The 25,316-nt window shown below is 71.7% G+C and carries 13 protein-coding genes; 6 read left to right on the top strand and 7 right to left on the bottom strand.

Translation table 11 applies throughout. From position 1 onward, the window contains the following. Positions 1-4 precede the first annotated feature (4 nt). The 7 genes from ACFWZ5_RS17205 to ACFWZ5_RS17175 all read right to left on the bottom strand — a co-directional run bounded on the left by ACFWZ5_RS17205 (position 5) and on the right by ACFWZ5_RS17175 (position 20,002). Positions 5-7,765 carry an amino acid adenylation domain-containing protein gene (locus ACFWZ5_RS17205; RefSeq protein ID WP_384789521.1) on the bottom strand — a complete coding sequence of 2,587 codons (7,761 nt, stop codon included), beginning with the start codon at positions 7,763-7,765 and terminating at the stop codon, positions 5-7. A gap of 5 nt (positions 7,766-7,770) precedes the next feature. Beyond that, positions 7,771-15,540 carry an amino acid adenylation domain-containing protein gene (locus ACFWZ5_RS17200; RefSeq protein WP_384789524.1) on the bottom strand — a complete coding sequence of 2,590 codons (7,770 nt, stop codon included), beginning with the start codon at positions 15,538-15,540 and terminating at the stop codon, positions 7,771-7,773. A 47-nt stretch (positions 15,541-15,587) separates the two neighbouring features. Next, positions 15,588-16,775 carry an NAD(P)/FAD-dependent oxidoreductase gene (locus tag ACFWZ5_RS17195; protein WP_384789527.1) on the bottom strand — a complete coding sequence of 396 codons (1,188 nt, stop codon included), beginning with the start codon at positions 16,773-16,775 and terminating at the stop codon, positions 15,588-15,590. A gap of 236 nt (positions 16,776-17,011) precedes the next feature. Beyond that, on the bottom strand, positions 17,012-17,242 hold the full coding sequence (locus ACFWZ5_RS17190; protein WP_384789530.1) for a phosphopantetheine-binding protein: 231 nt from the start codon (positions 17,240-17,242) through the stop codon (positions 17,012-17,014). A gap of 34 nt (positions 17,243-17,276) precedes the next feature. Beyond that, the gene (locus ACFWZ5_RS17185; RefSeq protein WP_384789533.1) at positions 17,277-18,863 is read right to left on the bottom strand and encodes an amino acid adenylation domain-containing protein; all 1,587 of its coding nucleotides are present in this window, start codon (positions 18,861-18,863) and stop codon (positions 17,277-17,279) included. 78 nt (positions 18,864-18,941) lie between these two features. Continuing rightward, on the bottom strand, positions 18,942-19,679 hold the full coding sequence (locus tag ACFWZ5_RS17180; protein WP_384789536.1) for an LmbU family transcriptional regulator: 738 nt from the start codon (positions 19,677-19,679) through the stop codon (positions 18,942-18,944). Positions 19,680-19,786: 107 nt separating this feature from the next. Beyond that, a complete protein-coding gene (locus ACFWZ5_RS17175) occupies positions 19,787-20,002 on the bottom strand; it encodes an MbtH family protein (RefSeq protein ID WP_384789539.1) in 216 nt (71 codons plus the stop codon). Between the two features lie 586 nt (positions 20,003-20,588). Here ACFWZ5_RS17175 and ACFWZ5_RS17170 point away from each other — a divergent pair. The 6 genes from ACFWZ5_RS17170 to ACFWZ5_RS17145 all read left to right on the top strand — a co-directional run bounded on the left by ACFWZ5_RS17170 (position 20,589) and on the right by ACFWZ5_RS17145 (position 25,241). Then, positions 20,589-21,500 (top strand): thiamine pyrophosphate-dependent dehydrogenase E1 component subunit alpha, encoded by a 912-nt coding sequence (locus ACFWZ5_RS17170; protein ID WP_384789542.1) that lies wholly within the window; start codon positions 20,589-20,591, stop codon positions 21,498-21,500. Continuing rightward, positions 21,500-22,480: an alpha-ketoacid dehydrogenase subunit beta gene (locus ACFWZ5_RS17165; RefSeq protein ID WP_384789545.1), complete on the top strand. Its 981-nt coding sequence runs from the start codon at positions 21,500-21,502 to the stop codon at positions 22,478-22,480. Before ACFWZ5_RS17170 ends, ACFWZ5_RS17165 begins: the two co-directional genes overlap by 1 nt. Then, positions 22,477-22,725, top strand: a complete 249-nt coding sequence (locus tag ACFWZ5_RS17160; RefSeq protein ID WP_384789548.1) for a biotin/lipoyl-containing protein — start codon at positions 22,477-22,479, stop codon at positions 22,723-22,725. Before ACFWZ5_RS17165 ends, ACFWZ5_RS17160 begins: the two co-directional genes overlap by 4 nt. A gap of 69 nt (positions 22,726-22,794) precedes the next feature. Next, positions 22,795-23,043 carry a phosphopantetheine-binding protein gene (locus ACFWZ5_RS17155; protein WP_384789551.1) on the top strand — a complete coding sequence of 83 codons (249 nt, stop codon included), beginning with the start codon at positions 22,795-22,797 and terminating at the stop codon, positions 23,041-23,043. Then, complete coding sequence (locus ACFWZ5_RS17150) at positions 23,040-23,978, top strand: 3-oxoacyl-ACP synthase III family protein (protein ID WP_384789554.1); 939 nt, start codon at positions 23,040-23,042, stop codon at positions 23,976-23,978. The genes ACFWZ5_RS17155 and ACFWZ5_RS17150 overlap by 4 nt, the downstream gene beginning before the upstream one ends. Before the next feature lie 126 nt (positions 23,979-24,104). Then, positions 24,105-25,241: a zinc-binding alcohol dehydrogenase family protein gene (locus ACFWZ5_RS17145; protein WP_384789556.1), complete on the top strand. Its 1,137-nt coding sequence runs from the start codon at positions 24,105-24,107 to the stop codon at positions 25,239-25,241. Positions 25,242-25,316: the final 75 nt, after the last annotated feature.

The following is a 25,316-nucleotide window of genomic DNA, read 5'->3' as shown; positions in this document are numbered from 1 at the left end:
TGTCTTACTCCTCTACGATCATCTTGCGCAAACGGGGGCGACGGGGAGCAGCCGGTTGTTCCGACCACGGCGCGAGCGCGGCCACCGTCGGCAAATCGAAGATCTTGCGGATGGGTATCTCGATCCCCATCTCGGCACGGACGCGGCTGATCAGCCGCGTGGCGAGCAGCGAGTGACCGCCGAGCTCGAAGAAGCTGTCGTCGATGCCGACCCGCTCCAGGCCGAGCACCTCGGCGAACAGCCCGGTCAGGGTCTCCTCACGGGCGTTGCGGGGCGCGCGGTAGGGCGCCCCGGTGAACTCCGGCTCGGGCAGCGCGGCCCGGTCCAGCTTGCCGTTGGGCATCAGCGGCAGCCGGTCCATCAGCACGAAGGCCGACGGCACCATGAACTCGGGCAGCCGTTCGGCGACGAACCGGCGGATCCCCTCGGACTCCGCCTGCCCCGACGGCACCACGTACGCGACGAGTTGCTTGCTGCTGCCCGCTCCCTGCCGTGCGACGACGGCGGCCTGGGCGACGTCGGGGTGCGCGGTGACCGCGGCCTCGACCTCGCCCGGCTCGACGCGGAAGCCGCGCACCTTGATCTGCGCGTCCCCGCGGCCCACGTACTCCAGCTGGCCGTCGGCGTTGAGGCGGGCCAGGTCACCGGTGCGGTACATGCGCGACCCCGCGGGGCCGTACGGGTCGGCGACGAAGCGGTCGGCGGTCAGCTCGGCGCGGCCCTGGTAGCCGCGGCCCACGTTCCCGCCGACGTACAGCTCGCCGACCGCGCCCGGCGGCACCGGCGTCAGTCCCGCGCCGAGGACGTAGGTCCGCATGTTGCCGAGCGGGGTGCCGACGGGCGCGCTGCCCGCCTGGACCCGCGCCCCGTCCAAGACGGTGAAGGCGGTGGCGTAGAACGACTCGCTCTGGCCGTAGGCGTTGACGACCCGCACTCCCGGGAAGGCGCCCTGCACCTTCTCGATGAGCGACGAGGGCAGGGCCTCGCCCGCGAGGACGACCGTCTCCACGCTGGTGCGGGCGGCGATGTCGTCGACGAGCTCGGCGAAGGCCGACGGCACGGTGGAGATGACGGCGCCGCTCCAGCCCTTCCGCTCGCCCAGGACCAGGACGTCCCTGACCAGTTCGACGACGCCGCCGTGCCCGAGGGTCGTGAAGATCTCGAACACCGACACGTCGAAGTTGATCGACGTGCCCGCGAGGAGTCGCTTGCCCTGCTCCATGCCCACGTGGGAGGCGAGCCGCAGCACGCCGTTGACCACGTTCGCGTGGGTGATGGCGACGCCCTTGGGCTTGCCCGTGGAGCCGGAGGTGTACATCACGTACGCCAACTGCCCGGCGTGCACGGTCGGTTCGGGGCCGGGGACGTCCCCGGACAGGTCGAGCTTGTCGAGCAGGACGTCCGGGGCGTCGTGCCGGGGCAGCACGTCGACCGTCGCGGAGTCCGTCAGGACCAGGCGCGGCCGGGCCTCCCCGAAGATCGCCTCCAGGCGGTGGCTGGGGTACTTGGGGTCGACCGGCAGATACGCGGCGCCCGCCTTCAGGACCGCGAGCAGCCCGACGACCAGGTCCGCGGAGCGCGGCAGCGACACCGCGACCACCGACTCCGGGCCCACGCCGCGCCCGGCGAGGTCGCGCGCCAGGCGGTCGGCCCGCTCGTTGACCTCGCGGTACGTGAGCGACTCGCCCTCGGTGACCACGGCGACCTCGTCCGGGGTCCGGGCCACCTGCGCCTCGACGAGGCCGTGGATCGTGATGTCCGGGGTCGGGGCGGCCGTGTCGTTGAACTCGCCGAGCAGCCGGTCGCGTTCGGCCGGGGTCAGGACGTCGACGTCGGCGACCTTCAGCTCGGGACCGGCCGCCAGCTGCCGCAGGACGCGCACGAGGCGGTCCGCGAACACCTCGACCGTGGCCCGGTCGAAGACGTCCGGCGCGTACTGGAACATCAGCTGGAGGTGCGGCTCGGCCGCCGCCATCAGGGCCAGCGGGTAGTTGGTGGCCGTGGACGGGGTGAGGCCGGTGAAGGCGATGCCGTCCGCGGCGTCGGTGGCCTCGCTCAGGCCCTCCCGGTCGATCGGGTACGACTCGAAGACGACCAGCGTGTCGAAGAGGGACTGCAGGCCCACGGACTGCTGGATCTCGGTGAGCCCGTAGTAGTGGTGCTCCATGAGACCGGCCTGCCGGCTCTGCAGCCGGTCGAGGACCGCGGCGAGGGTGTCGCCGGGCCCGTACTCGACGCGTACGGGAAGGGTGTTGATGAAGATGCCGACCATCGAGTCGACGTCCGCCACCTCGGGCGGGCGCCCGGAGACGGTGGCGCCGAACACCACGTCCTGGCGGCCGGTGAGCTGGCCGAGCAGCAGCCCCCAGGCACCCTGGACGAGGGTGTTGACGGTGACGCCCAACTCGGCGGCCCGGCGCGCCAGTTCGCGCGCCTCGTCGACCGGCAGCGCGATCTCGACCTCGTCGACGCCGCCCTCGCCCGCGGCCTCGGCGCCCTGGGCGAGCAGCGTCGGCTCCTCGACCCCGTCGAGCTCGGCGGCCCACACGCGGGCGGACTCCGCCTGGTCCTGCTGGGCACGCCAGGCCAGGAACTCGCCGTAGCTGCGCGTGCCGGGCAGACCCGCCGGGTCGCCGTGGGACGCGTAGAGCAGCAGCAGGTCCCGCATGAGCAGCGGCATGGACCAGCCGTCGAGCAGCGTGTGGTGGCAGGTCATCACGAATTCGGCGCGGCCGGACTCGAGGACGACGAGCGCGAGGCGGATCAGCGGCGGGGTGCCCGTGTCGAAGTGGGCGGCCCGGTCGTCGGCGAGGAACCGCTCGAACTTCTCGGTCCGCTCCGCCTCACCGGCCGCGGTCAGGTCGAGGTGCCGCCAGGGCAGGGTCGTCCCCGCCGCCGGCACCACCTGCACGACCTCGCCGTCGGTCCGGTTGACGAACGCCCCGCGGAGGCTGGGGTAGCGCTCGAGGAGCGCCTGCCCGGCCCGGCGCATCCGCTCCGGGTCGACCTCGCCGGTCAGGTGGAAGACCATCTGCATGTGGTACGGGTCGAACGACGCGTCGGCGAGTGCCGTGTGGAACAGCATTCCGGACTGCGCCGGGGTCGTCGGCCAGATCTCGGCGAGCCTGCCGAACCCGGCCTCCCAGGTGTCGATCTCCGGCTGGCTCACGGCGACCAGGGGCGCGTCGCTCGGGGTGAGGCCACCGGCCTCGGGGGTCGCGGCGTGCCGGGCCAGGGCGGTGAGCGCCTGGACCCACAGGTCGGCGAGCTCGGTCACGTCCTCGCGGGAGAGCACGCCGGTGGGGAAGCCGAAGTAGGCGGTGAGCTCTTCGGCGGCAAGGTCTCCGCCGGTGAGCTCGTCACCGGTGCGGGCGGGCGTGGCCAGGGCGTTGATCTCCAGGGCCGAGAGGACCGGCATGTCCTGGTCCGGCGCGGCGATCAGGTCCTGGTGCGTGGTGTCGGGCGCCCAGCCAAGGCCCCGCAGGTCCTCGGGGATGTCCGCGCCGGAGGTCCGCCCCAGGTAGTTGAACCCGATCTGCGGCTCCCGCTCCCCGGCGAGCGCGGCGGCGGTCTCCGGGTTGAGGTGGCGCAGGAGGCCGTAGCCGATGCCGTCGCCCGGCACCGCACGCGCCTGCTCCTTGACGGCCTTGAGCGCCTTGCCCGCGGCCGGACCGCCGGCGAACGCGTCCGCCACGTCGATGCCCGCCAGGTCGAGGCGCACCGGGAACAGCGAGGTGAACCAGCCGACCGTGCCCGACAGGTCGGCGCCCGGCGCCACCTGCTCCGCACGGCCGTGCCCTTCGAGGCGCACCAGCGTCGAGGACGTCGAGGTCCCGGCCGCACCCCGCGTCGCGCGCCAGCGGGCGAGCGCCAGGGCGAGACCGGCGAGGAGCCCGTCGTCGACACCGGCGCGGAACACCGAGGGCACCGTGTCCAGAAGGGTCCGCGTGACCTCCGCCGGGACCTGGACCCGCACCGTGTCGACGGTGGCCGCGACATCGCGGGTCCGGTCCAACTCCCGTGCTCCGAGGACGGGTTCGTCGCCGCGCAGGATCTCCTGCCACGCGGGCAGTTCCGCCGCGCGCTCGGGCCGGGCCGCCTCGTCGACCAGGGCGTGCGCCCAGCGGCGCAGCGAGGTGCCCGCCACGGCCCCTTCCGGGGCGCGGCCGTCCCTGATCCGCTGCCAGGCGGCGATCAGGTCCGGTACGAGGATGCGCCACGACACCCCGTCGACGACCAGGTGGTGGAGCACGATCAGGAGCCGGCCCGCGCCCGTGGCGGAGGTGAGCCACACGAACTGCGCCATGACGCCCGCGTCGGGGTCGAGGCGGCCCGCGGCCGCGTCCAGCTCGGCGGCCACGTCGGCGTCGTCACCGGGGACTTCGCGCAGCAGCGCGGCGGCGTCGACGCTGCCGACCGGCTCGATCGCCAGGCCCGGCCGCTTCCGGTCGAGCCGGGAGCGCAGCACGTCGTGCCGGTCGATGACGGCCTGCACGGTGGCGACGAGACCGGCGCGGTCGATGGTCTCGGGCAGCGTGAGCAGCCCGGACATGGAGAACCGTCCGATGCCGCCGCCGAGCGCGAGCACGTGCGCGGCCATCGGGGTCAGCGGCGCCCAGCCGACGCCGCCGCCCGGCAGCTCGGCCAGGACCGGGCCCCGCGCGTCCTGCCCGCCGTCGCGCGCGTCCACCAGCTCCGCGAGCCGGGCGACCGTGCGGTGCTCGAAGATCTCCCGCACGGTGACCACGGTGCCGCGGGTCTTGGCGCGCGCGACGACCTGGATGGAGCGGATGCTGTCGCCGCCGCTGGCGAAGAAGTCGTCGTCGATGCCGACCGTCTCCAGGCCGAGCACCTCGGCGAACAGCGCGCAGAGGGTCTCCTCGCGCTGGCCCCGCGGCGCCCGTCCCGTCGACACCTGCGCGTAGTCGGGCACCGGCAGCGCGAGCCGGTTCACCTTGCCGTTCGGCGTCAGCGGGATCTCCGCCAGCGGTACGAGCGCGGACGGCACCATGTACTCGGGCAGGAGCCCGCGCACGTACTCGGGCAGTTCGGCGAGCAGCGGGGCGAACGCGTCCGCCTCGGCGTCGGTCCCGGCCGCCGCGGCGTTCCGCTCGGGCACCACGTAGCCGACGAGGCGCTTGTCGTCCTGCTTGTCCTCGCGGACCACGACGACGGCCTGCGCCACATCGGGGTGCCCGGCGAGGACGTGCTCGATCTCGCCCAGCTCGATCCGGAAGCCGCGGACCTTCACCTGGAAGTCGCTGCGCCCGACGTATTCGAGACGCCCGTCCCTGCCCCAGCGCACCAGGTCACCGGTGCGGTACATCCGCGCCCCCGCGGGACCGAACGGGCAGGCAACGAACCGCTCGGAGGTCAGCGCGGACCGGCCGAAGTAGCCCCGCGCCAGGCCGTCACCGGCGATGTACAGGTCGCCCTGCACGCCCCGCGGCACCGGGCGCAGGCCCGAGTCGAGGACGTACACCTGGGTGTTGCCGATCGGCGCGCCGATCGCCACGCCGGCGCCCGCCTCGACGGGCGCCATGGTCGACCAGATCGTCGTCTCGGTCGGGCCGTACACGTTGAGCACGTCGTCGGCCGTGCCGGCCAGCGTCTCGGCGAGGCGGGTCGGCAGGGCCTCGCCGCCGACCAGGACGCGCAGGCCCCGCGCGACGCCCGGCTCGTGGGCGAGGACCATCTGCCAGAACGCCGGTGTGGCCTGCGCGACGGTGACGTCGTGGCGGCGCTTCACGGCCGCGACGGCCGACGGGTCGGAGATGGTCTCCTTGCCCGCGAGCACGACGGCCGCGCCGGAGATCAGCGGCAGGTACAGCTCCAGTGCCGCGATGTCGAACGACACCGTGGTCACCGCGAGCCACCGGTCGGCGGGCGACAGCGGGACCCGGCGGCTCATCGTGGCGAGGAAGTTGGCGAGGGCGCTGCGCGGGATCGCGACGCCCTTCGGCTTGCCGGTCGAGCCCGAGGTGTAGATGACGTACGCGGTGTTCCCCGGCGCGACGCGCACGGCGGGCGCCGAGTCCGCGTACGGGGTGAGGTCCGCGCCGACCAGCGCGTCGGCGTCGAGGACGAGCGCCGGGCGGGAGTCCTCCAGGATGTAGTCGATCCGGGAGCTCGGGTGGTCGGGGTCGATCGGGATGTAGGCGGCGCCCGCCTTGAGGACGGCGAGCAGCGCGACCACGAGGTCCGCGGACCGGGGCAGGGAGACCGCCACCAGCGACTCCGACCGCACGCCGCGGTCGATCAGCCAGTGCGCGAGGCGGTTGGCCCGCGCCTCCAACTCCCCGTAGGTCAGGGACTTCTCCTCGCCGATGACGGCGAGCGCGTCCGGTGCCGCATCGGCCCGGCGGCGCACGGTCTCCACCAGGTCCTGCTCGAGGGTCGGCTCGACCGTGTCGTTCGCCGTGCGCAGCAGCCACGTCTGCTCGTCGTCACCGAGCACGTCGACGTCCGTGGTGCGTACGCCCGGGTCGGCGACCGCCTGCTCCAGGATCCGCACGAAGCGGTCGACGATGTCGACGGCCGTGGTGTGGTCGAACAGCTCCGTCGCGTACGCGAGCCGCCCGTGGGCGCGCCCGGTCGCGTCCGGGACGATGTTGAAGTACAGGTCGTACATCGCCGTCTCGGTGCCCGCGGGCACCGGCGTGACCCGCAGGCCCGGCATCTCGATCTCGGGCCACACGAACTGCCAGGCCAGCATCACCTGGAACAGCGGCGTGTACGCGGTGGAGCGCTCCAGGTTGAGCAGCTCCACCAGGCGCTCGAACGGCACGTCCTGGTTGTCGTACGCGGCCAGGGACTTGTCCCGCACCTGCTCAAGGAGGTCGCCGAACGACGGGTTGCGCGACAGGTCGGCGCGCAGCACCCAGGTGTTGATGAAGAACCCGATGAGGTCGGCGAGGGCCTCGTCGGTGCGGCCCTCGATGGGGCTGCCGACCGTCACGTCCTCGCCGCCGCCCAGCTTCTGCAGCAGCACCGCGAGCGCGGCCTGGGCGACCATCGGCGCGGTGGCGCCGCGGTCCGCGGCCAGCTTGCCGAGGCGGCCGACGAGATCGGGCTCCAGCTCGAAGTCGACGTGGCCGCCGTGGTGTCCCGCCACGGTCGGCCGCGGCCGGTCCAGCGGAAGCTGGACCGGCTGCGGCACGCCGGCCAACTCGTGCTTCCAGTACTCCATCTGCTCGGCGACGACGCTCTCCGGGTCGTCCTCGTCGCCGAGGAGCTGCTGCTGCCAGAGCGTGTAGTCCTTGTACTGCACCGCGAGCGGCGTCCACTCCGGTGCGCTCCCCTGGTGGCGAGCGGCGTACGCCGACATCAGGTCCCGCAGGAAGGGCGCCATCGACGACCCGTCCGCGGCGATGTGGTGGAACACGAACACGAGCACGTGCTCCTGCGGAGCGACCCGGAGGACGGTCGTCCGCAGGGGGAGGTCCGTGTCCAGCTCGAACCCGCGGGACGCGAGGTCGTGCGTCGCGGCCTCCACCGCGTCCGCGGCCACGTCGACCACCGGGACCTGGAGATCCGCCTCGTCGGGGGAGAGGACCCGCTGTTCGGGCGTGCCCTCCGCGTCCTCGACGATCAGGGTGCGCAGGCTCTCGTGCCGGGTGACGACATCCGTCACGGCGGCGGCCAGGGCCGCCGTGTCCAGCGCCCCTTCGAGCCGCAGCACGAACGGGATGTTGTAGGTCGCGGACGGGCCCTCCAGACGGTGGAGGAACCACATCCGACGCTGAGCAAAGGACAACGGAATCATCGGAGCTACTCCTGCACGTTCATCTGTCGCAGCTGGGGGCGCTTCGACGTGGACAGCTTCTCGATCCGCTCCGCCAGCTGGGCGACGGTCGGACTGCGGAACACCGTCGTGACCTTCACGTCGACGTTGAGCTCGCTGCGTATGCGGCCGGTGAGGCGGGTGGCGAGCAGCGAGTGCCCGCCGTGGTCGAAGAAGTCGACGTCGATGCCGACCTCCGCCACGCCGAGCAGCTCGGCGAACAGCCGGCAGAGGACTTCCTCGGTGGGGTTGCGCGGACCTCGTCCGGTCGCGGCCTCCGTGTGGTCCGGCGCGGGCAGCGCGTTGCGGTCGAGCTTGCCGCTCGGTGTCGTCGGGAACTTGGCGAGCGGCACGATCGCCGACGGGACCATGTACTCGGGCAGGTTCTCCCGGACCAGGTCCGTCAGGGCCGTGAGGTCGAGCGCCGTGTCCGCCGTGCCGCCGCCCGGCACCACGTACGCGACCAGACGCTGGTCGTCGGCGCGGTCCTCGCGCACCACGACCACCGCGCTGTCGACGTCCGGGTGCGAGGTCAGCGCCGACTCGATCTCGGCGAGCTCGATGCGGAACCCGCGGATCTTGACCTGGAAGTCGGTCCGGCCGATGTACTCGACCTGGCCGTCCCGGTTCCACCGCACCAGGTCGCCGGTGCGGTACATCCGGGTCCCCGGCTCCCCGAAGGGGCAGGCGACGAAGCGGTTCGCGGTCAGGCCGAGCTGGCCCAGGTAGCCCCGGGCGAGCCCGGTGCCTGCCAGGTACAGCTCACCGGCGACGCCCGGCGCGACCGGACGCAGTGCCGGGTCGAGCACGTACACCTGGGTGTTCCAGACCGGCGCGCCGATCGGCACCCGGTCCGCGCCCGGCACGTGCTGCCACGCCGTGACCTCCACGGACGCCTCGGTGGGGCCGTACAGGTTGTGCACACCGCAGTGGGGCAGCAGATCGGTGACCTTGTTGGCGAGGTTCGCGGGGAACGCCTCGCCCGCGACCTCGATCCAGCGCAGGCTGTCGCACTCCTTCGCCGACGGCTCGGAGACGAACGCCTCGAGGAGGGACGGCACGAAGTCCGCGCCGGTCACCCGCTCCCGCCGGATCAGCTCGGCCAGGTACGCCGGGTCCCTGCGCCCGTCCGGACGCGCGATCACCACGGCCGCGCCGACCTGCAGGGGCGCGAAGATCTCCGGCACCGACACGTCGAAGCTCGCCGACGTGCTGAGCAGGACCCGGTCCTCGACGCCGACCTCGAAGTGCGCGAGGCCCCACTTCAGCCGGTTCATGATCGAACGGTGCGCCACCTGCACGCCCTTGGGGCCGCCGGTGGAGCCGGACGTGAAGATCACGTACGCGGCGTGGTCCGGCGAGAGCGCCCGCTGCGGGTTCTCCTGCGAGTACCCGGACACGTCCGGCAGCTTCTCGTCGAGGACGAGCAGCGGCTTCGCGCCCTCCAGGACGTGCCGCACCCGGTCCTCGGGCAGCTCGGTGTCGATCGGCACGTAGGCCGCGCCGGCCTTGACCACCGCGTAGAGCGCCACCATCAGGTCCACGGAGCGCGGGACGCGCACCGCGACCAGCTGCTCGGGGCCCGCGCCCTGCTCGATCAGCCAGTGCGCCAGCTGGTTGGCACGGCGGTTGAACTCGCCGTACGTCAGGCGCTCCTGCTCGCCGATCAGCGCGACGCGGTCCGGGTCGCGCGCCACCTGGGCCTCGAACGCGCCCGGCAGGGTGTCCGGGGCCACCGGCCGCGCCGTGTCGTTGACCCGGCGGACCAGCCAGTCCCGCTCGTCCTCGCCGAGCACCTCGACGGCGCTGACCGGGACGGTCGGGTCGACGAGCAGCTGCTCCAGGACGCGGACGAGCCGAGCGGCGATCTCCTCGGCCGCCTCGCGGTCGTAGAGGTTGTTCTGGTAGTCGAGCGAGAGCCGCAGATAGGGGTCCGAGGCGTTGAGGGTGAGCGGGTAGTGCGAGCCCGCGAACGGCCGGATGGCGTCGATCTGGAAGCCCGCGGCGAGGTTCGCGTCGACCATGCCCTCGCGGTCGACCGGGTAGTTCTCGAACACCACGATCGTGTCGAACAGGGCGGGCAGGCCGACGCCGCGCTGGATGTCGGCGAGGCCGTAGTAGTGGTGGTCGAGCAGGGCGGTCTGCCGGTTCTGCAGCTCGGTGATGACCTCGCCGACGCTGCGGTCGGGGCGGCTGAACACCCGGGTCGGCAGCGTGTTGATGAACAGGCCGACCATCTCGTCCGAACCGAGCACGTCCGCCGGGCGGCCGTTGACGGCGGCGCCGAACACCACGTCCTGCTGTCCGGTCAGCTTCGAGACGAGGATGCCCCACGCGCCCTGGAGGAGCGTGTTCAGGGTGACCCCGAGCTCCGCGGCGCGGCGGGCGAGTTCACGCCCCTTGTCGATCGACAGGGGCACCTCGACGCGTCCGAGGGCGGACGCCGCCTCCTGGACGGGGGCGTTCGGGGCCACCAGGGTCGGCTGGTCGAACCCTTCGAGCTCGGCGGCCCAGCGGGCGGCCGACACCTCCCGGTCCTGCTTCGACAGCCAGGCCAGGTAGTCGCCGTAGCTGCGGACCGGGGGAAGCTCCTCGGTCCCTGCGTACAGGCGGATCAGGTCCGTGATCACCAGCGGCGACGACCAGCCGTCGAACAGGGTGTGGTGCGCCGTGATGATGAGCTTCGCCGCCTGCGGCCCGCAGGTGAGCAGGGCGAGGCGGAGCAGCGGCGGCCGGGTCGGGTCGAGCTGGTCGGCCCGGTCCGCGGCGAGGAACTCATCGAGCGCCGCGTCCTGTTCGGCCGCGCCCCGACCGCTCAGGTCGACGTGCTTCCAGGGCAGGTCGACGTGGCCCGGCACGACCTGCACCGGGTCGCCGCCGTCGCCGGAGAGGAACGCGGAGCGCAGGTTCGGGTACCGGTCGAGCAGCTTCTGCCCGGCCGCCCGCACGCGCTCCGGGTCCACGTGCCCGGACAGGTGCAGCACGAACTGCATGTGGTAGACGTCGAAAGTGCCGTCGGCGAGCGCGGCCTGGAACTGGATGCCGGACTGGCCCGGGGCCTGCGGCCACACCTCGACGAGGCGGCCGTAGCGCTTCTCCCAGTTCTCGATCTCGTCCTGCCGCACCGGCACCAGCGGGGTGTCGGACGGCGTGAGCCCGCCGGCCTCGGGGCGCGCGGCGTGCGCGGCCATGCCGTGCAGGACCTCGACCCACAGCTCGGCCAGTTCGGCGGCCCGCTCGCGGGACAGCGCCCCGGTCGGGAACATGAACGCGGCCTGCAGCCGGGTGCCGTCGGCGGTGTCCGTGGCGACCGAGTTGACCTCCAGGGCGGAGAGCGCGGGCAGGTCGGGGTCGGGCGCCGGGATCAGCTCGGCGGACCAGGACGCCGGTCCCCAGCCCTGCGCGCGCAGGTGCTCGGGCACGTCGGAGTCGGAGATCCGGCCGAGGTAGTTGAACCCGATCTGCGGCGCCGCGTACTCGGCGAGCTGCTCGCCGATCTCCGGGTTCAGGTAGCGCAGCAGGCCGTAGCCCACGCCCTTGTCCGGGACTCCGCGCAGCTGCTCCTTGACCAGCTTGATCGCCTTGCCGGCGGCGGGGCCGCCCGCGAGGACGTCGGCCAGGTCGACCCCGTCCACGTCGACCCGGGCCGGGTACATGCTGGTGAACCAGCCGACGGTCCGGGAGAGGTCGGCGCCGGGGACGACGTCCTCCTCGCGGCCGTGGCCCTCCAGGCGGACCAGGGTCGAGCGGTCCGCGCCGCTCCACCGGTTCACGGCGAGGGCGAGCGCGGCGAGCAGCACGTCGGTGCCGGTGCCCCTGAACGCCGCGGGGAGCTTCGTCAGGACCGCGTCGGTGACGTCGGCGGGCAGCTCGACGCGCACGGTGTCGACCGTGGACCAAACGTCCACCGCCGGGTCGAACGCCCGCGTGCCCAGCGGGGAGTTCGGCCCTTCGAGCACGTTCTGCCAGTACGGGAGCTCCGCTTCGCGCTTCTCGGAGAACGCCTCGTCCTCCAGGGCCGCGGCCCAGCGGCGCGCCGACGTGCCGACCGCGGGCAGCTCGGGCTGCTTGCCGGAGCTGACCTGCTGCCAGGCCTCGGCGAGGTCCGACATGAGGATGCGCCAGGAGACGCCGTCCACCACCAGGTGGTGCAGGACCACGAGCAGCCTGCCCGCGCCCGAGTCCGCGGCGAACCAGACGAAGTCCGCCAGGATCCCGGCCTCCGGGTCGAGCCGCCCGACCGCGTCGTCGAGCTCGGCCTTCGCCGCTTCGAGGGCGGACGGCTCGTCCCACCGGTCGTCGCAGGCGACGCGGCGGATCAGGTCCGCCGCCTGCACGGCGCCGGCCGGGCGCACGTCGAGGGAGAGCTCGTCGCCGCGCACGAGGCGGGCGCGCAGGAGGTCGTGCCGGTCGAGCACCGCGTCGAGGGTCGCGGCGAGGCCGCTCTCGTCGATGCCCGCGGGCAGCTCGAACACCATCGACATGGCGAAGCGGTCGGTCCCGCCGCCGTGCTCGAACACGTGCCGCGCGACCGGCTGGAGCGGCATCGGGCCGACGCCGCCGGTCTCGTCCTCGGCGAGCGCGGGGACGCGGTCCTTGCGGGCGGACGCCACCTCGGCGAGGCGGGCCGCCGTGCGGCACTCGAAGATCTCGCGCGTGGTGAGGTCCAGGCCGAGGGCACGGGCGCGGGCGACCACCTGGATCGAGCGGAGGCTGTCGCCGCCCACCGCGAAGAAGTCGTCGTCGATGCCGACCCGGTCCACGCCGAGCACGTCGGCGTAGGCGGCGGTGATGATCTTCTCGGCCTCGGTGCGCGGCTCCCGGTAGGCCTCGCCGAGGAACTCCGGCTCGGGCAGCGCCGAGCGGTCCAGCTTGCCGGTCGGCCCGAGCGGCATCTTGCCGAGGGCCACGAAGGCCGACGGCACCATGTAGTCGGGCAGGCGGGCCGCGACGAACTTGCGCAGTTCGGCGGAGGACGCACCGGCGAGGACGTCCACGTCGCCGATGCCGCCGGCGCCGTCGTCGCCGACCGCGCCCTCACCGGTGTGCACCACGTACGCGACGAGCCTGCGCCCGCCCGACGGCACCTCACGGCTGATGACCACGGCCTGGCTGATGCCGGGGTGCTGCAGGCAGGCCGCCTCGACCTCGGCGGTCTCGATGCGGAAGCCGCGGACCTTGACCTGGCCGTCGGCCCGGCCGAGCACTTCGAGCTGGCCGCGCGCGTTCCAGCGGGCCAGGTCGCCCGTGCGGTACATCCGCTCGCCCGCGGGGCCGAACGGGTTCGCCACATAGCGCTCGGCGGTCAGGACGGGCCGGTCGTGGTAGCCGCGGCCGAGGCAGGTCCCGACCACGTACAGCTCCCCGATCACGCCCTGCGGAACGGGGGCGAGGCCGGGGCCGAGGACGTAGGTGCGCATGTTGCCCAGCGGGGTGCCGATGGGCGCGACCTCGCTCTCCGTCCACTCCTCGGACGCCGCGAGGGAGTACGTGGTGGCGTAGAAGCTCTCGCTCTGCCCGTACGAGTTCACGATCTGCGCGCCGGGCAGCGCTTCGCGCACCTGGCGCACCAGCTGGGCCGGGAGCACGTCGCCCGCGAGCACGACCGTGCGCACGTCCGGCGTCTTCTCCAGGTGGCCCACCAGCTCACCGAGCACCGAGGGGACCGCGCTGATGACGTGGCCGTCCCAGCTGTCCCGCTCGGCGAGGGCGAGGGCGTTCTGCACGACCTCGGCGGTGCCGCCGGTGGACAGGGTGGTGAGGAGCTCGAAGACGGAGACGTCGAAGTTGACGGAGGTGCCGGCCAGCATCTTCCAGCCGGTCGGCGCGTCGAGGACGCGCACCAGCTCCCGCACGCCGTTGACGAGGTTGCGGTGGGTGATCGCCGCGCCCTTCGGCTTGCCCGTGGAGCCGGAGGTGTACATCACGTACGCCAGGTTGTCCGGGGCAAGCGGCGCGGTGCGGGCCGCGTTGTCCGGCGCTCCCGCGGGCACGTCCCACGCGGCGCGCTCGTCGAGGTTGACGCTCACCATGTCGTTCTGCGGCAGGTCCCGCGCCGTCGCGGTGTCGGTGACCACGAAGCGGGGGCGGGCCTCGGACAGGACGGTCTCGGCGCGCCCGGCGAGGTACTGCGGGTCCATCGGCACGTACCCGGCACCGGACTTGAGGATGCCGAGCAGGCCCCCCACCAGGTCCTCGGTGCGCGGCAGGGCGAGGACCACCAGGTCCTCGGGCCCGGCGCCGCGCCGGAGCAGCTCCCACGCGACGGCGTTCGCCCGGTCGTCGAGCTCCCGGTAGGTCAGCGTCCGGCCGTCGCACACGAGCGCCGTGGCGTCCGGCGTCCTGGCGACCTGGGCCTCGAAGATCTCCGGGACCGTCAGCTCGGGCGCCTCGGTCGCGGTGTCGTTGAACCGGGTGAGCAGCAGGTCCCGCTCGCCCGCGTCGAGCACGTCGAGGCCGCCGACCGGGCTGCCCGCCTCGCCCGCGAGCCGGCCGAGCACGCGCACGAACCGCTGCGCGATGCCCTCGACCGTGGCGTGGTCGAACAGGCTGGTGGCGTACTCCAGACGGCACTCGGCGCCGCCCGAGCTCTGCGGGATGAGGTCGAAGAACAGGTCGAACTTGGCCGTCCTGGTCTCCAGGCGCTCCGCCTTGACGACGAGCCCGGGGATCTCCAGGTCCGGCACGGGCGGCTGCCAGGAGAGCATCACCTGGAAGAACGGGTTGTAGGCCGTGGACCGGTCCGGGTTGAGCAGCTCCACGAGCCGCTCGAACGGCATGTCCTGGTTGTCGTACGCGGCCAGGGACCGGTCCCGCACCCGCTCCAGGAGCTCGCGGAAGGTGGGGTTGCCGGAGAGGTCGACGCGCAGCACCCAGGTGTTCACGAAGAACCCGATGAGGTCGCGCAGTTCCTCGTCGGTGCGGCCCGCGATGGGCGCGCCGATGGGGATGTCGTCACCGCAGCCGAGGTGGTGCAGGAGCACGGCGAGGGCCGAGTGCATGACCATCGACACCGTGGTGTCCTGCTCCGTGGCCAGCTTCTCCACGGACCGGAGCAGTTCGGCGTCGATGGAGAACCGCACCCGGTCGCCCGCGGGGCTCATCGCCTTGGGGCGGGGGCGGTCCGTCGGGATGGCGAGCGGCTGCGGCAGGTCGGCCAGGGCCTCGCGCCAGTACTCCAGCTGCCGGGCCGCCACGCTCTCGGGGTCGGACTCGTCGCCGAGCACGTCCCGCTGCCACAGCGTGTAGTCCGCGTACTGGACCGGCAGCGGCTCCCACTGGGGGGCCTCGCCCTTGCTGCGGACCGCGTAGGCGTCGGTGAGGTCGCGGAACAGCGGTCCGAAGGACTCGCCGTCCACGGCTATGTGGTGCGCGACGATGACCAGCGTGTGGTCCTGCGGCGCGCACCGCAGCAGCCTGGCGCGGACCGGCACGTCGGCGGCCAGGTCGAAGGTCTGCGTTGCGACCTCGTCGACCGCCGCCGCCAGCGCCTCCTCCGCGACCTCGGCGACCGGGAGCTCGAACGGCTTCTGGCCGGAGGGCAGCACCTGCTGATACGGGACGCCGCCGTCGTCCTCGACGATCACCGTGCGGAGGGCCTCGTGCCGGTCGATGACATCGCGGAGCGCCGACTCCAGGGCGCCCACGTTCAGTTCACCGGTGAGCCGCAGGGCGAAAGCGCCGTTGTAGGTCGGCGAAGGGCCTTCGAACTGGTCCACAAACCACAGCCGACGCTGCGCGAACGACAACGGGATCATTGTTTCTCCAATATCGGCAGGACTACCGGGGCGCGCGGAGCCGCCACTCAGTCCTGATCGAGTACCGTCAAGAGTTCGGCGTTGTAGAAGTCGTCGAGGGACAGTGCGCCCGACGTCGTCGAGAAGTACCGGTCGATGAGGTCCTGGTGACCGACCAGCTTCTGCAGCATCTCCGTACGCCCCTCGGGCTTGAGCTCGGCCACGTTGAGCACGCCCTGGTAGAGGTTGAGGAACTTGTTGCTCAGGTCGTTCTCGTAGCGCCGCAGCGCCGAGTTGAGCTTCGCGTCGTCGTGCAGGCCCTCGCCGATGTAGTCGGTGAGCGACTGCGCCTGGATGAACGCGTCGGTGATGCCGCGGGCGGTGATGGAGTCCTTGTGGTGCACCGCGTCGCCGAGCAGCACCCAGCCGGGGCCGTAGGCCTTGCGGAAGTAGTTCTCCTGGTGCCCGGTGCCGTACATCTGCTCGACGCGCTCGCCGCCCTGCATCCGCTCGAACAGATCGGGGGCCGTCGTGCGGGCGGCTTCGAGGTACGCGGGCTCCACGGCCTTGCGGACCTCGTTGTACATGTCCTGCGGGAAGTACGTCATGACGAGCGTGAGGTTGTCGTTGGTCGGCAGCGCGGCGACCCAGCGACCCGGACGCTCGTACAGCTCGAAGCCCGCGTTCACGCCGGACCAGTAGCTGTAGTAGACGCAGGTGGCGCGCGGGTGCTCGACGACGTTCTCCGCCTTGACCTTGCGGGCCACGAGCGAGCGCATGCCGTCCGCGCCGACGACCAGGCGGGCGCGGTCGCTCGCCTTGGTGCCGTCGGGCGTCGTGTACTGCACGCCGACGACCCGGTCGCCCTCGAACAGCAGGTCGTTGACCGCGCAGCCCTCACGGAACTCCACGCCGGCCGCCACGGCGCCGGACGCGAGGATCGGGTCGAGCACGAACCGGCGCGGCGCGTAGGTCGTCCGGTAGCCGTCGACCGGGACGGAGAAGCCTTCGAGCCGGACCTCGGGGCCCTGGTAGCTCTCCTTGTTGATCGGCGTGACACCCGTGTCGCGGAGCTTGTCGAGCAGCCCCCACTTGCCGAGCAGCGCCACACCCGGCTGGTGGATGTAGTGCGAGGACAGGGTGTCCTGGGGGAACTTCGCCTTCTCCAGGAGCAGGACCCGATATCCCTGCTGAGCGAACAACATGGCCGCCGGCGATCCCGCACAACGGGCACCTATGACAATGACGTCGTACATGGCGCCTCTCTAACTAGGTGGTTTTTTGAATCCCAATGCGGCCGCAGCCGGAAAGACTTCGAGCTTCGTGATGGAGCGCGCCGCCGAAAGCAGCGGATGCACATCTCGCTGCCGAGCACGCAAATGATGCTAGCCGCCCGAACTGGCGGAATAAATACGAACTGCACTGCACCGGGCCCGGCTCCGCGGTCTGTCCCGCCGGCGGGACGGACCACGGAACCCCACCATGCGTGGCGCTATGAAGTGACCGAATCCAGGGATTCGATGTAGGCGGAAATCGACGCCACCGTCGGGTTGAGGAACATCTGGTCCACCGGGACCTCGACGTCCAACTCCTCGATAAAGGCGCCCTGAATCCTGGCCATGATCACGGACTGGCCGCCCAGGGCGAAGAAGTCGTCGTCGACCGCTATGTCATCGCGCTGGAGTTCCCGGCACCAAATGGCGCGCACCTTGTCGGCAATCATCACAGTCCTCTCGGTTGTCATCAAGGTCCGTCGACTATGCCGTCGCAGAGCTGTCGGCGTACTCGTTCTTGTAGGTGTCGACGAGTGCCGCGCGGTCCACCTTTCCGTGCGGACTCAACGGAATCCGCGGGATGCTGATGAACTTTGCCGGAACCATGTTGCGCGGCAGTGTCGTGAGCAGTCGGGCACGCACGTCGTTCTCGTCGAGGCCGTCCCCGGCCGGGACGACGAACGCGACCAGTTCGCCCTCGCCGGCGTCCGTGTACGTGATGACCACGGCGGCCTCGCGGACCGCGTCGAGGCGGCCGAGCGCGCGCTCGATGTCGGCGGGGTCGATGCGCATGCCGCGCACCTTCACCTGCGAGTCCATCCGGCCGACGACGACGAGGTCACCGGCCTCGGTGACGAAGCCGCGGTCGCCCGTGCGGTACAGGCGGCGCGTCTCGCCGTCGATCTCGACCGTCGAGAACTTCTCGGACTCGGGGCCGCTGCCGTTGAGGTAGCCCGCGCCGACACTGGCGCCGGAGATGCAGACCTGGCCGTACTCGCCCGCCCCGACGCCTTGCATCTGCTCGTCGAGGAGGTGGATCTCGGTGTTGTAGGCCGGCCTGCCGACCGGGGCGATCTCGTGCTCGCCGGGCCGGTAGCCGGAGAAGTCGAACGACGTCGCGACGTCCGTGCACTCGGCGACGCCGTACTGGTGCAGGACGGTGCACGTGTTGCCCTCGCGCCGCGACCAGTCCAGGATCCGCTCGGTCTTCAGCGGCTCGCCGCCGATCAGGATGTGGTCGAGCTTGGTGAGCGCGTCACCGCCGCGCGCGGTCTCCCAGTCCACCAGGAGGTACAGCGTGCTGGAGGCGCAGTGGACCACGCGGATCTCGTGCTCCTTCAGCATGCGGTAGGCCATCAGGGCGTCGAAGTTCCTGCTGGCCATGAGGTGTTGGGTGGCGCCGCAGAACAGCGACGTCATCAGGGCGCGCTGGGAGAGGTCGAAGCCGAAGGCGCTGACGACCAGGTTGTTCGACCGGCTGTCCATGCCGTACTCGAGCTTCAGCCAGTTCATCAGGTTGAACCAGCCCTCGTGCCGCACCGCGGTCAGCTTCGGCGTGCCGGTCGAACCGGACGTGAAGACCGCGTAGCACACGTCGTCCCCGGTGACGGAGACGTCCGGAGAGGTCGCAGGAAGGCCCGCGAGCCGGTCGGCCGACTGCTGCAGGTCGATGACGTCGGCGTCCGCCGACTCGACCATCGCGGCCGTCGCCGGGGAGGCCACGATCAGGGCGAGATCGGGGATCTGGCCGAGGAGCAGCTCCAGGCGCGCCGACGGGTAGGCCGGGTCGAGCGGCACATAGGCCGCGCCCGCCTTCAGCGTGCCGAGGATGGCGACGAGCAGGTCGACCGAGTAGTCGAGACAGACGCCGACCTTCGCGCCCCGGCCGTGGCCGCGCTCGATGAGCAGGTGCGCGAACTGGTTGGCCTGCGCGTCCAGTTCCGCGTACGTCACCCGCTCGCCGGCGCAGACGACGGCGACGGCGTCGGGAGTCGCCTGCACATGCGACTCGAACTGCTGGTGGACGACGGGTACCGCGGGCAGAGCGACCCGCTTTCCCTGAAGGATCATCAACTGACTCCGATGTGACAGGTGTCCGTCGGGCGAGCCGCCGACGCATTCACGGGGAACGGGGTGGGTCCTTCGCCGCTAGGCGGTGCGCTTCTCGGCGGTGCGCCGGTCGTCGGCGGCGTCGAGCACCTGGGTCACCCACTTGTCGACGGGCAGCCCGTGCGCGGCGGCCACCTGCGCGTAGGAGGCGAGCTGTCCCGCGGACAGCTCGATGGTGAGGGTGGTGACCTGCCGCTTGCGCTTGTCGGCGGCCACCGCCTCGGCCAGCTGGGGCACGTCCTGCTTCTCATCGCCGCCGCTCGGGGCGACGGCGGTGGTGTCGGGGGTGCCGTTCTGCTCGGCCAGGCTGGCGCGCACCGCCTTGCGGAGCTCGTTGCGCGACCACTTCTGCTGTTCGGCCTTGCGCAGCCAGTAGTCCTGCTCCGGCGGCGAGAGCCGGGTCACTTCGGCGTGGTGCGCGAAGCTGAGGGTGTCCCGCCTGCGGTGGTGCTCGAACCGCCGGGCCACCCAGGCGTAGTTGCGCAGGGTCTGGTAGTCGAGGCCGGTCCGGTCGACCGCCTCGCGGTACCGCCGCCACCCGTAGGTGGTCTCCCCGAAGATCAGCCAGTCGCCCAGCCACCATGCCGAGGAGTTCGTGAGCTCACGCAGGCTGGACCCGATGCGCTCCCAGGAGCGCTCCGACAGGTCCTGCGACAGGATCATCCCCGACTTCTGAACCGTTGCTTGATTCCCCACGAAGGACAGCACCGCGTCGCGCTGCGCCGGCGCACGGCCGGCGACCGTCGCCGCCGCCTTGTCGTTCCTCGCGATCCTCACAGGACGCCCCGTCACAACCTTCATCTCCCCATCAGCGTGGTGCCTGGGCGGCACCGATCGTTCGACCGAGCACCCGGGCGGCGATCACTGTCGTCCCCGACCGGCGTTCAGCTCGCCGCCATGGCCTCGCGCAGGCTCTTGGGGCGCAGGTCGGTCCAGTTCTTCTCGACGTACTCCAGGCACTCGGCCCGGCCCGCCTCGCCGAAGACGACGCGCCAGCCCGCGGGCACCTCGGCGAACGCCGGCCACAGGGAGTGCTGCTCCTCGTCGTTGACCACGACGGAGAAACGGCCGTCCGCGTCATCGAAAGGGTTCGTGCTCAACTTGCCCACCGTCCTTGATTGTCACGGGGTGATTCGAGAGGGAAATCGCCGCGCCGGGTACGGAAACGCACCGGGCGAGGGTTGTTTGACCGGCGTCGTCCCGTCGACGGGACACCGGCATCCGCAGCTTCCCGGAAAGCGGGGCGGCGTCGTCCTGTCGACAGGACACCCGGCATCCACAGCGACCCCGGAATGACTGAGACGCCACCGTAGGAGACGAATCGGCGGCGCCACAAGCGCCGTTGTGGGCGGCCCGACCAGCCGCGTCGCGGCGGCCCGGCCGAATCTGTACCGCACTCGGTTCGTGTGCCAACATGGCCGATCAGCGGCCCGTAGGCCGATCAGTAGCCCGTACAGGGGGCCTGCTCGAATTCGGGTTCAGTCACTCTCCTTCCGCCCAGGCGATCGAGAGCGCGCGCGGTCGATGACGGACCTGCGCGGGTGGCCCGTCAGGGCCTGGGCTCCCGAGTGGAGATGCGTCGGACGAGCCCCACCCCAGCCGAATCACGGGAGGGCCCTTGGGGTGTTCCGGGTGGCACGACGACAGAAAGCTCATCGACGAACCTGCGACTGGTGATCCATGGTCTTGCGGTCAGAATCCGAGTACGAAACAGCGATAGATCCCGACGACGACACACGACGGTCGCTGCTGCGCCACATGCTGGTGGTCAGGGGCGTCGACGAGGAGGCCCAGCAGCTCCAGAAGCAGGGCGTGCTCGACCTCTGGCTGTCCTGCCAGGGGCAGGAGGCCGCCCAGGTGGGCTCCGCGCTCGCCGTGGGCCCGGCCCCGACCGTCTTCCCCAGCTACCGCGAGCACGCGGTCGCCCTGCTGCGCGGCGTGGCTCCCGACGAGCTGGTCGCGCAGTGGGCGGGCCGCACGTTCTGCGGCTGGGACCCGCGCCAACTGCGCTTCTTCCCGTACACGTTGGTCCTCGCCGCGCAGACGCTGCACGGCGTCGGCTACTCGCTCGGGCAGCGCCTTCAGGGGCTTGAGGACTTCGTCGTCGTGTATATAGGGGACGGCGCCAGCAGCGAGGGCGACATGTCGGAGGCGATGAACCTCGCCGCCGTCGAGTCGGCGTCCGTGCTGTTCGTCTGCCAGAACAACGGCTGGGCCATCTCCAAGCCGTCCGAGGAGCAGATGCGCACCTCGCTGGCCGAGCGCGCCCGCGGCTTCGGGATCGAGTCCGTCCGGATCCCCGGCCAGGACCCGGAGGCCGTCTTCTCCGCCTGTTCCCGTGCCGCCGCCCACATCCGCGCCGGGCAGGGTCCCTACCTCGTCGAGATCCAGGTGGAGCGCATCCACGGCCACTCGACCTCCGACGCCCACGAGGTGTACCGCACCCGCGAGAACCTCGACCGGGCCAAGGCCTCGGACCCGGTGACCGCCTACGCGGACCGGCTGCGCGAGCTCGGCCTGGTGGACGACGCGTGGTTCGGGGCCGTCGACGCCGAAGTGCGGGAGCTGCGCGAGCGGTTGATGAAGGAGTACGCGTGATGAGCACCGTGCAGTCCGCCCGCCTGGCGGAGTCGATCAACACGACGCTCGCCGACCTGCTGGAGCAGGATCCGCGAGTCCTGCTGCTCGGCGAGGACATCGGCCGCCTGGGCGGCGTGTTCCGGGTCACCCGCGGCCTGCGGGAGCGCTTCGGCGCGGACCGGGTGCGCGACTCGCTCCTCGCCGAGTCCACCATCGTCGGGCAGGCCGTCGGCATGACGATGAGCGGCCTCGTACCCATCTGCGAGATCCAGTTCGACGGCTTCACCTACCCCGCGGTGAACCAGCTGGTGACCCAGGCGGCGCGGATCGGCGACCGGTGGAACGGGCAGGTCAGCCCGAGCCTGGTGGTGCGCATCCCGACCGCGGGCGGGGTCCGCGGCGTCGAGCACCACAGCGAGTCCAACGAGGCGCTGTTCGCCCGCGTCCCGGGGATCTCGGTGGCCTGCCCGTCCACGGGCGAGGACGCCGACCAGATCCTGCGGTACGCGGTGACGCTCGGCTCGCCCGTCGTGATGTACGAGCCGATCCGCCTCTACTGGAAGCGGCGCACGCCCGAGCGGGCCCCCGAGCCGGCGAGGTCGCCGACCGCGGCCCGGATCGTGCGGCGCGGCACGGACCTGACGATCGCCACGTACGGGGCGATCACCAACGAGGTGCTCGAAGCGGCGCGGGAGCTCAGCCCCGACGTCGACGTCGAGGTGGTGGACCTGCGCTGGGTGGCGCCGCTGGACATGGCCACGGTCCTGGAGTCCGTCGGCCGCACCGGGCGGCTGCTGATCGTGCACGAGGGGACGAAGGACGTCGGCATCGGCGCGGAGATCGCCGCGTCGGTGGCCGAGCACGGCTTCGACGCGCTCCGCGGCCCGGTCCGCAGGCTCGCGCCCGACCGCCGGCCCTACCCCCCGGCGGACTTCGAGAAGGACTACCTGATCAATGTGCAGGAGATCAAGGACGAGGTGCTGGTGATGACGAAGTGAGCGACTCCCCCGTGGACATGCACGTTCCCAGCTTCGGGCACGGCCTCGGCGAGGCCCTGCTAGTCGAGTGGGTCGCCGGGATCGGCGACCGGATCGAGCGGGGCGACGTCATCGCGGTCGTCGAGACCGACAAGGCCAGCACGGAGATCGTGGCGGAGCGCGCCGGACGGGTCACGGCCCACTCCGCGACGACCGGCACGATCCTCAAGTCCGGTGAAGTGCTGTACCAGTTGGCGGCCGAATAGCCCGCCACGCACCGGGCTTCACAGATCCCGTCACGTGGACGGATCCAGTCACTTGAGCGGAGAAGGAACATGAGCGACATCGAAAGCCGTATCGCGGACACCATGCTGGCCAAACTGCGCGAGCGCGACCCGTCGCTGGGCCCCGATGACCTCGCCCGGCCGGTCGCCGACCTCGACCTCGACTCCCTCGACCTGGTCGAGCTGCACCAGCAGATCGAGCGCGAGCTCCAGGTCAAGGGCGATCTGCGGGAGACCGCGGCCTTCGCCTTCCTGGACGACTTCAGCACCTATTTCGTGAAATTGGCGAGCCAGGGATGAGCGCCGGCATAGTCGACATCGCCACCGCGAAGCCGGGCCGGACGATCGACAACGACCACTTCGAGTCGATCGGCCTCACCGACGAGTGGATCCGGCGCCGCAGCGGCATCGCGTCCCGCTCCTGGCTGCCGGACGAAACCCCGCTCGCGGAGGTGGCGGCGGAGGCCTGCGCGCCGATCGTGACCAGGATGGACGACCCCTCAACGGTCGGCGCCCTGGTCGTCGTCAGCACCTCGGTGCAGCAGCGCGTCCCGGGCATCGCGCAGAAGGTCGCCGAGCTCATCGGCCTCGGCCCTTCGGTGCTCGCCTTCGACATGAACGCGGCCTGCTGCGGCTTCGTCTACGGGCTCGTCACCGGGCTCTCGCTCTGCGAGGCGGGCCGGGCCGAGTCGGTGCTCGTGGTCTCGGTGGAGGCCATGTCCCGCCTGGTGGACCGCGAGGACCGGCAGACGGCGCCCATCTTCGCCGACGGCTCCGCGGCCGTCCTCCTCCAGGACCGCCCGGACTTCGAGGGCTTCAGCCACACCGCCGGCTGCGACGGCTCCCAGGAAGCGCTCATGCGGGAGACCGACGACGGCGGCATCCACCTCGACGGGATGCAGGTGTACGACCGCGCCGTGCGCCGCATGTCGGAGTCGGCGCAGTACCTCGTCGACAACGGCCCCGCGCCGACCGTCCTGATCGGCCACCAGGCCAACGGCCGCATCCTCGACCAGGTCGGCAACTTCACCCAGCACCTCGGCGTGCCCTTCGTGAACCGGATCGAGAACTCCGGGAACACGTCGTCCGCCACGATCCCGCTGGCCTTCGCCGAGGAGCTGGACGCCGGTGACCTGCCCGCCACGGGCCGGCTCGGGGCCGTGGCCTACGGCGCCGGTGAGGCGTGGGGCGGCGTCTCGGTGGACTACCGGATGCCGACCGCCACCACCCGCTGACCGCGCGGCACGCGGAAGCGACCCGCTGAAGCGGCGCGCTGAAGCGGCCCGCGGACTCGGGAACGTACTCGATCACAGGAGGTTGTCATCTACTCGCCAGAAGCCTGGGTCCTGCACTCCGGTGCGGTGTCCGGCCCCAACGACGGCGGCCTTGGCGGTGCGCTGCGGCACGGCCAGTTCACCTTCGGCCCGCTGGAGGAGGGTGAGGCCCTCGTGGAGCCGATCCTCGGCTCCTGGGAGGCCAACATCGACCACGCCCTCGCGCGGTCGCCGATCGACGTGTGCAGCAGCCGCGGCGAGGACTCGGTGGTCCTCGGCAACCTGGGTGTCGTACGCGTGCTCCAGGTGAACACGGGCAGCCGCACCGACATCCAGGTCCGCGAGGGCGACCTGTGTCTGCTGCTTCCGTTCGGCAAGCTCGACCGCTTCGGCTACGCCGAGCTCGCCTACGCCTACGACTGCCCGAACACCATCGGCCTGCTCGCCAAGCGCTCCAAGATGGACGCGTCGATCCTCCTGCCCATCCCCGACGGCACCGCGTACTCGCTGCCCCAGTGGGCCACGTACGGGCGCTACTTCACCGCCTGGGACAACTGGAACAAGGCGTACGGGTGCTGGCGGACGCAGGTCCCCGACGACGACCCGTCGAACCACCTGGTCTTCGGGTGGGGCGGCGGCGTGGCCTTCGCCGAGCTGATGCTCGCCAAGCGGCAGGGGTTCCGGGTCGCGATGACGGCGGGCTCGGACGAGCGCGTCGCCTTCCTGCGGGAGAACGGCATCACTCCGGTGGACCGCCGCGAGTTCCCCGCCCTCTCGCTGCCCACCCGTGAGCAGCGGACGGACCGGGAGCGACACCAGCAGCGCCGGACGTCCGTCGCGGCCTTCGCCGACCTCGTCAACGAGCTCAGCGACGGCCACGGCGTCGCGGTCTTCGTCGACAACATCGGCGAGCCCCTGTACGACGTCACCCTGAACTCCCTGGCCCGCGAGGGGATCGTCACCACGTGCGGCTGGAAGGCGGGCATGCGCCTGTCGCACCTGCGGGGCGCCGAGTGCATCAGCCGGCACATCCTGGTGAACACGCACGTGTGGCGGATCCAGGACTCCCCCGCCATCCGGGACTTCCAGGAGGCGGAGGGCTGGATGGCGCCGAAGGGCTCGGACGTGATCTACGAGTTCGACCAGGTGCCCGCCCTGGCCGACGACTACGGGAACGGCCGGATCGGGTCGTACTTCCCGATGTACAACGTGAACCCGCTCTGACCTGTCTTGAACGGGTGAGAGCCGGTTCGAACCGGCAAACGGGATCGGCCTTGGTGTCCGCGCGGACACCAAGGC

It is taken from the genome of Streptomyces sp. NPDC059003 (assembly GCF_042740445.1).
Taxonomy (GTDB): Bacteria; Actinomycetota; Actinomycetes; order Streptomycetales; family Streptomycetaceae; genus Streptomyces.
Note: the sequence above shows the minus strand (reverse complement) of the source record. Positions and strands in the feature narration are given on the sequence as shown.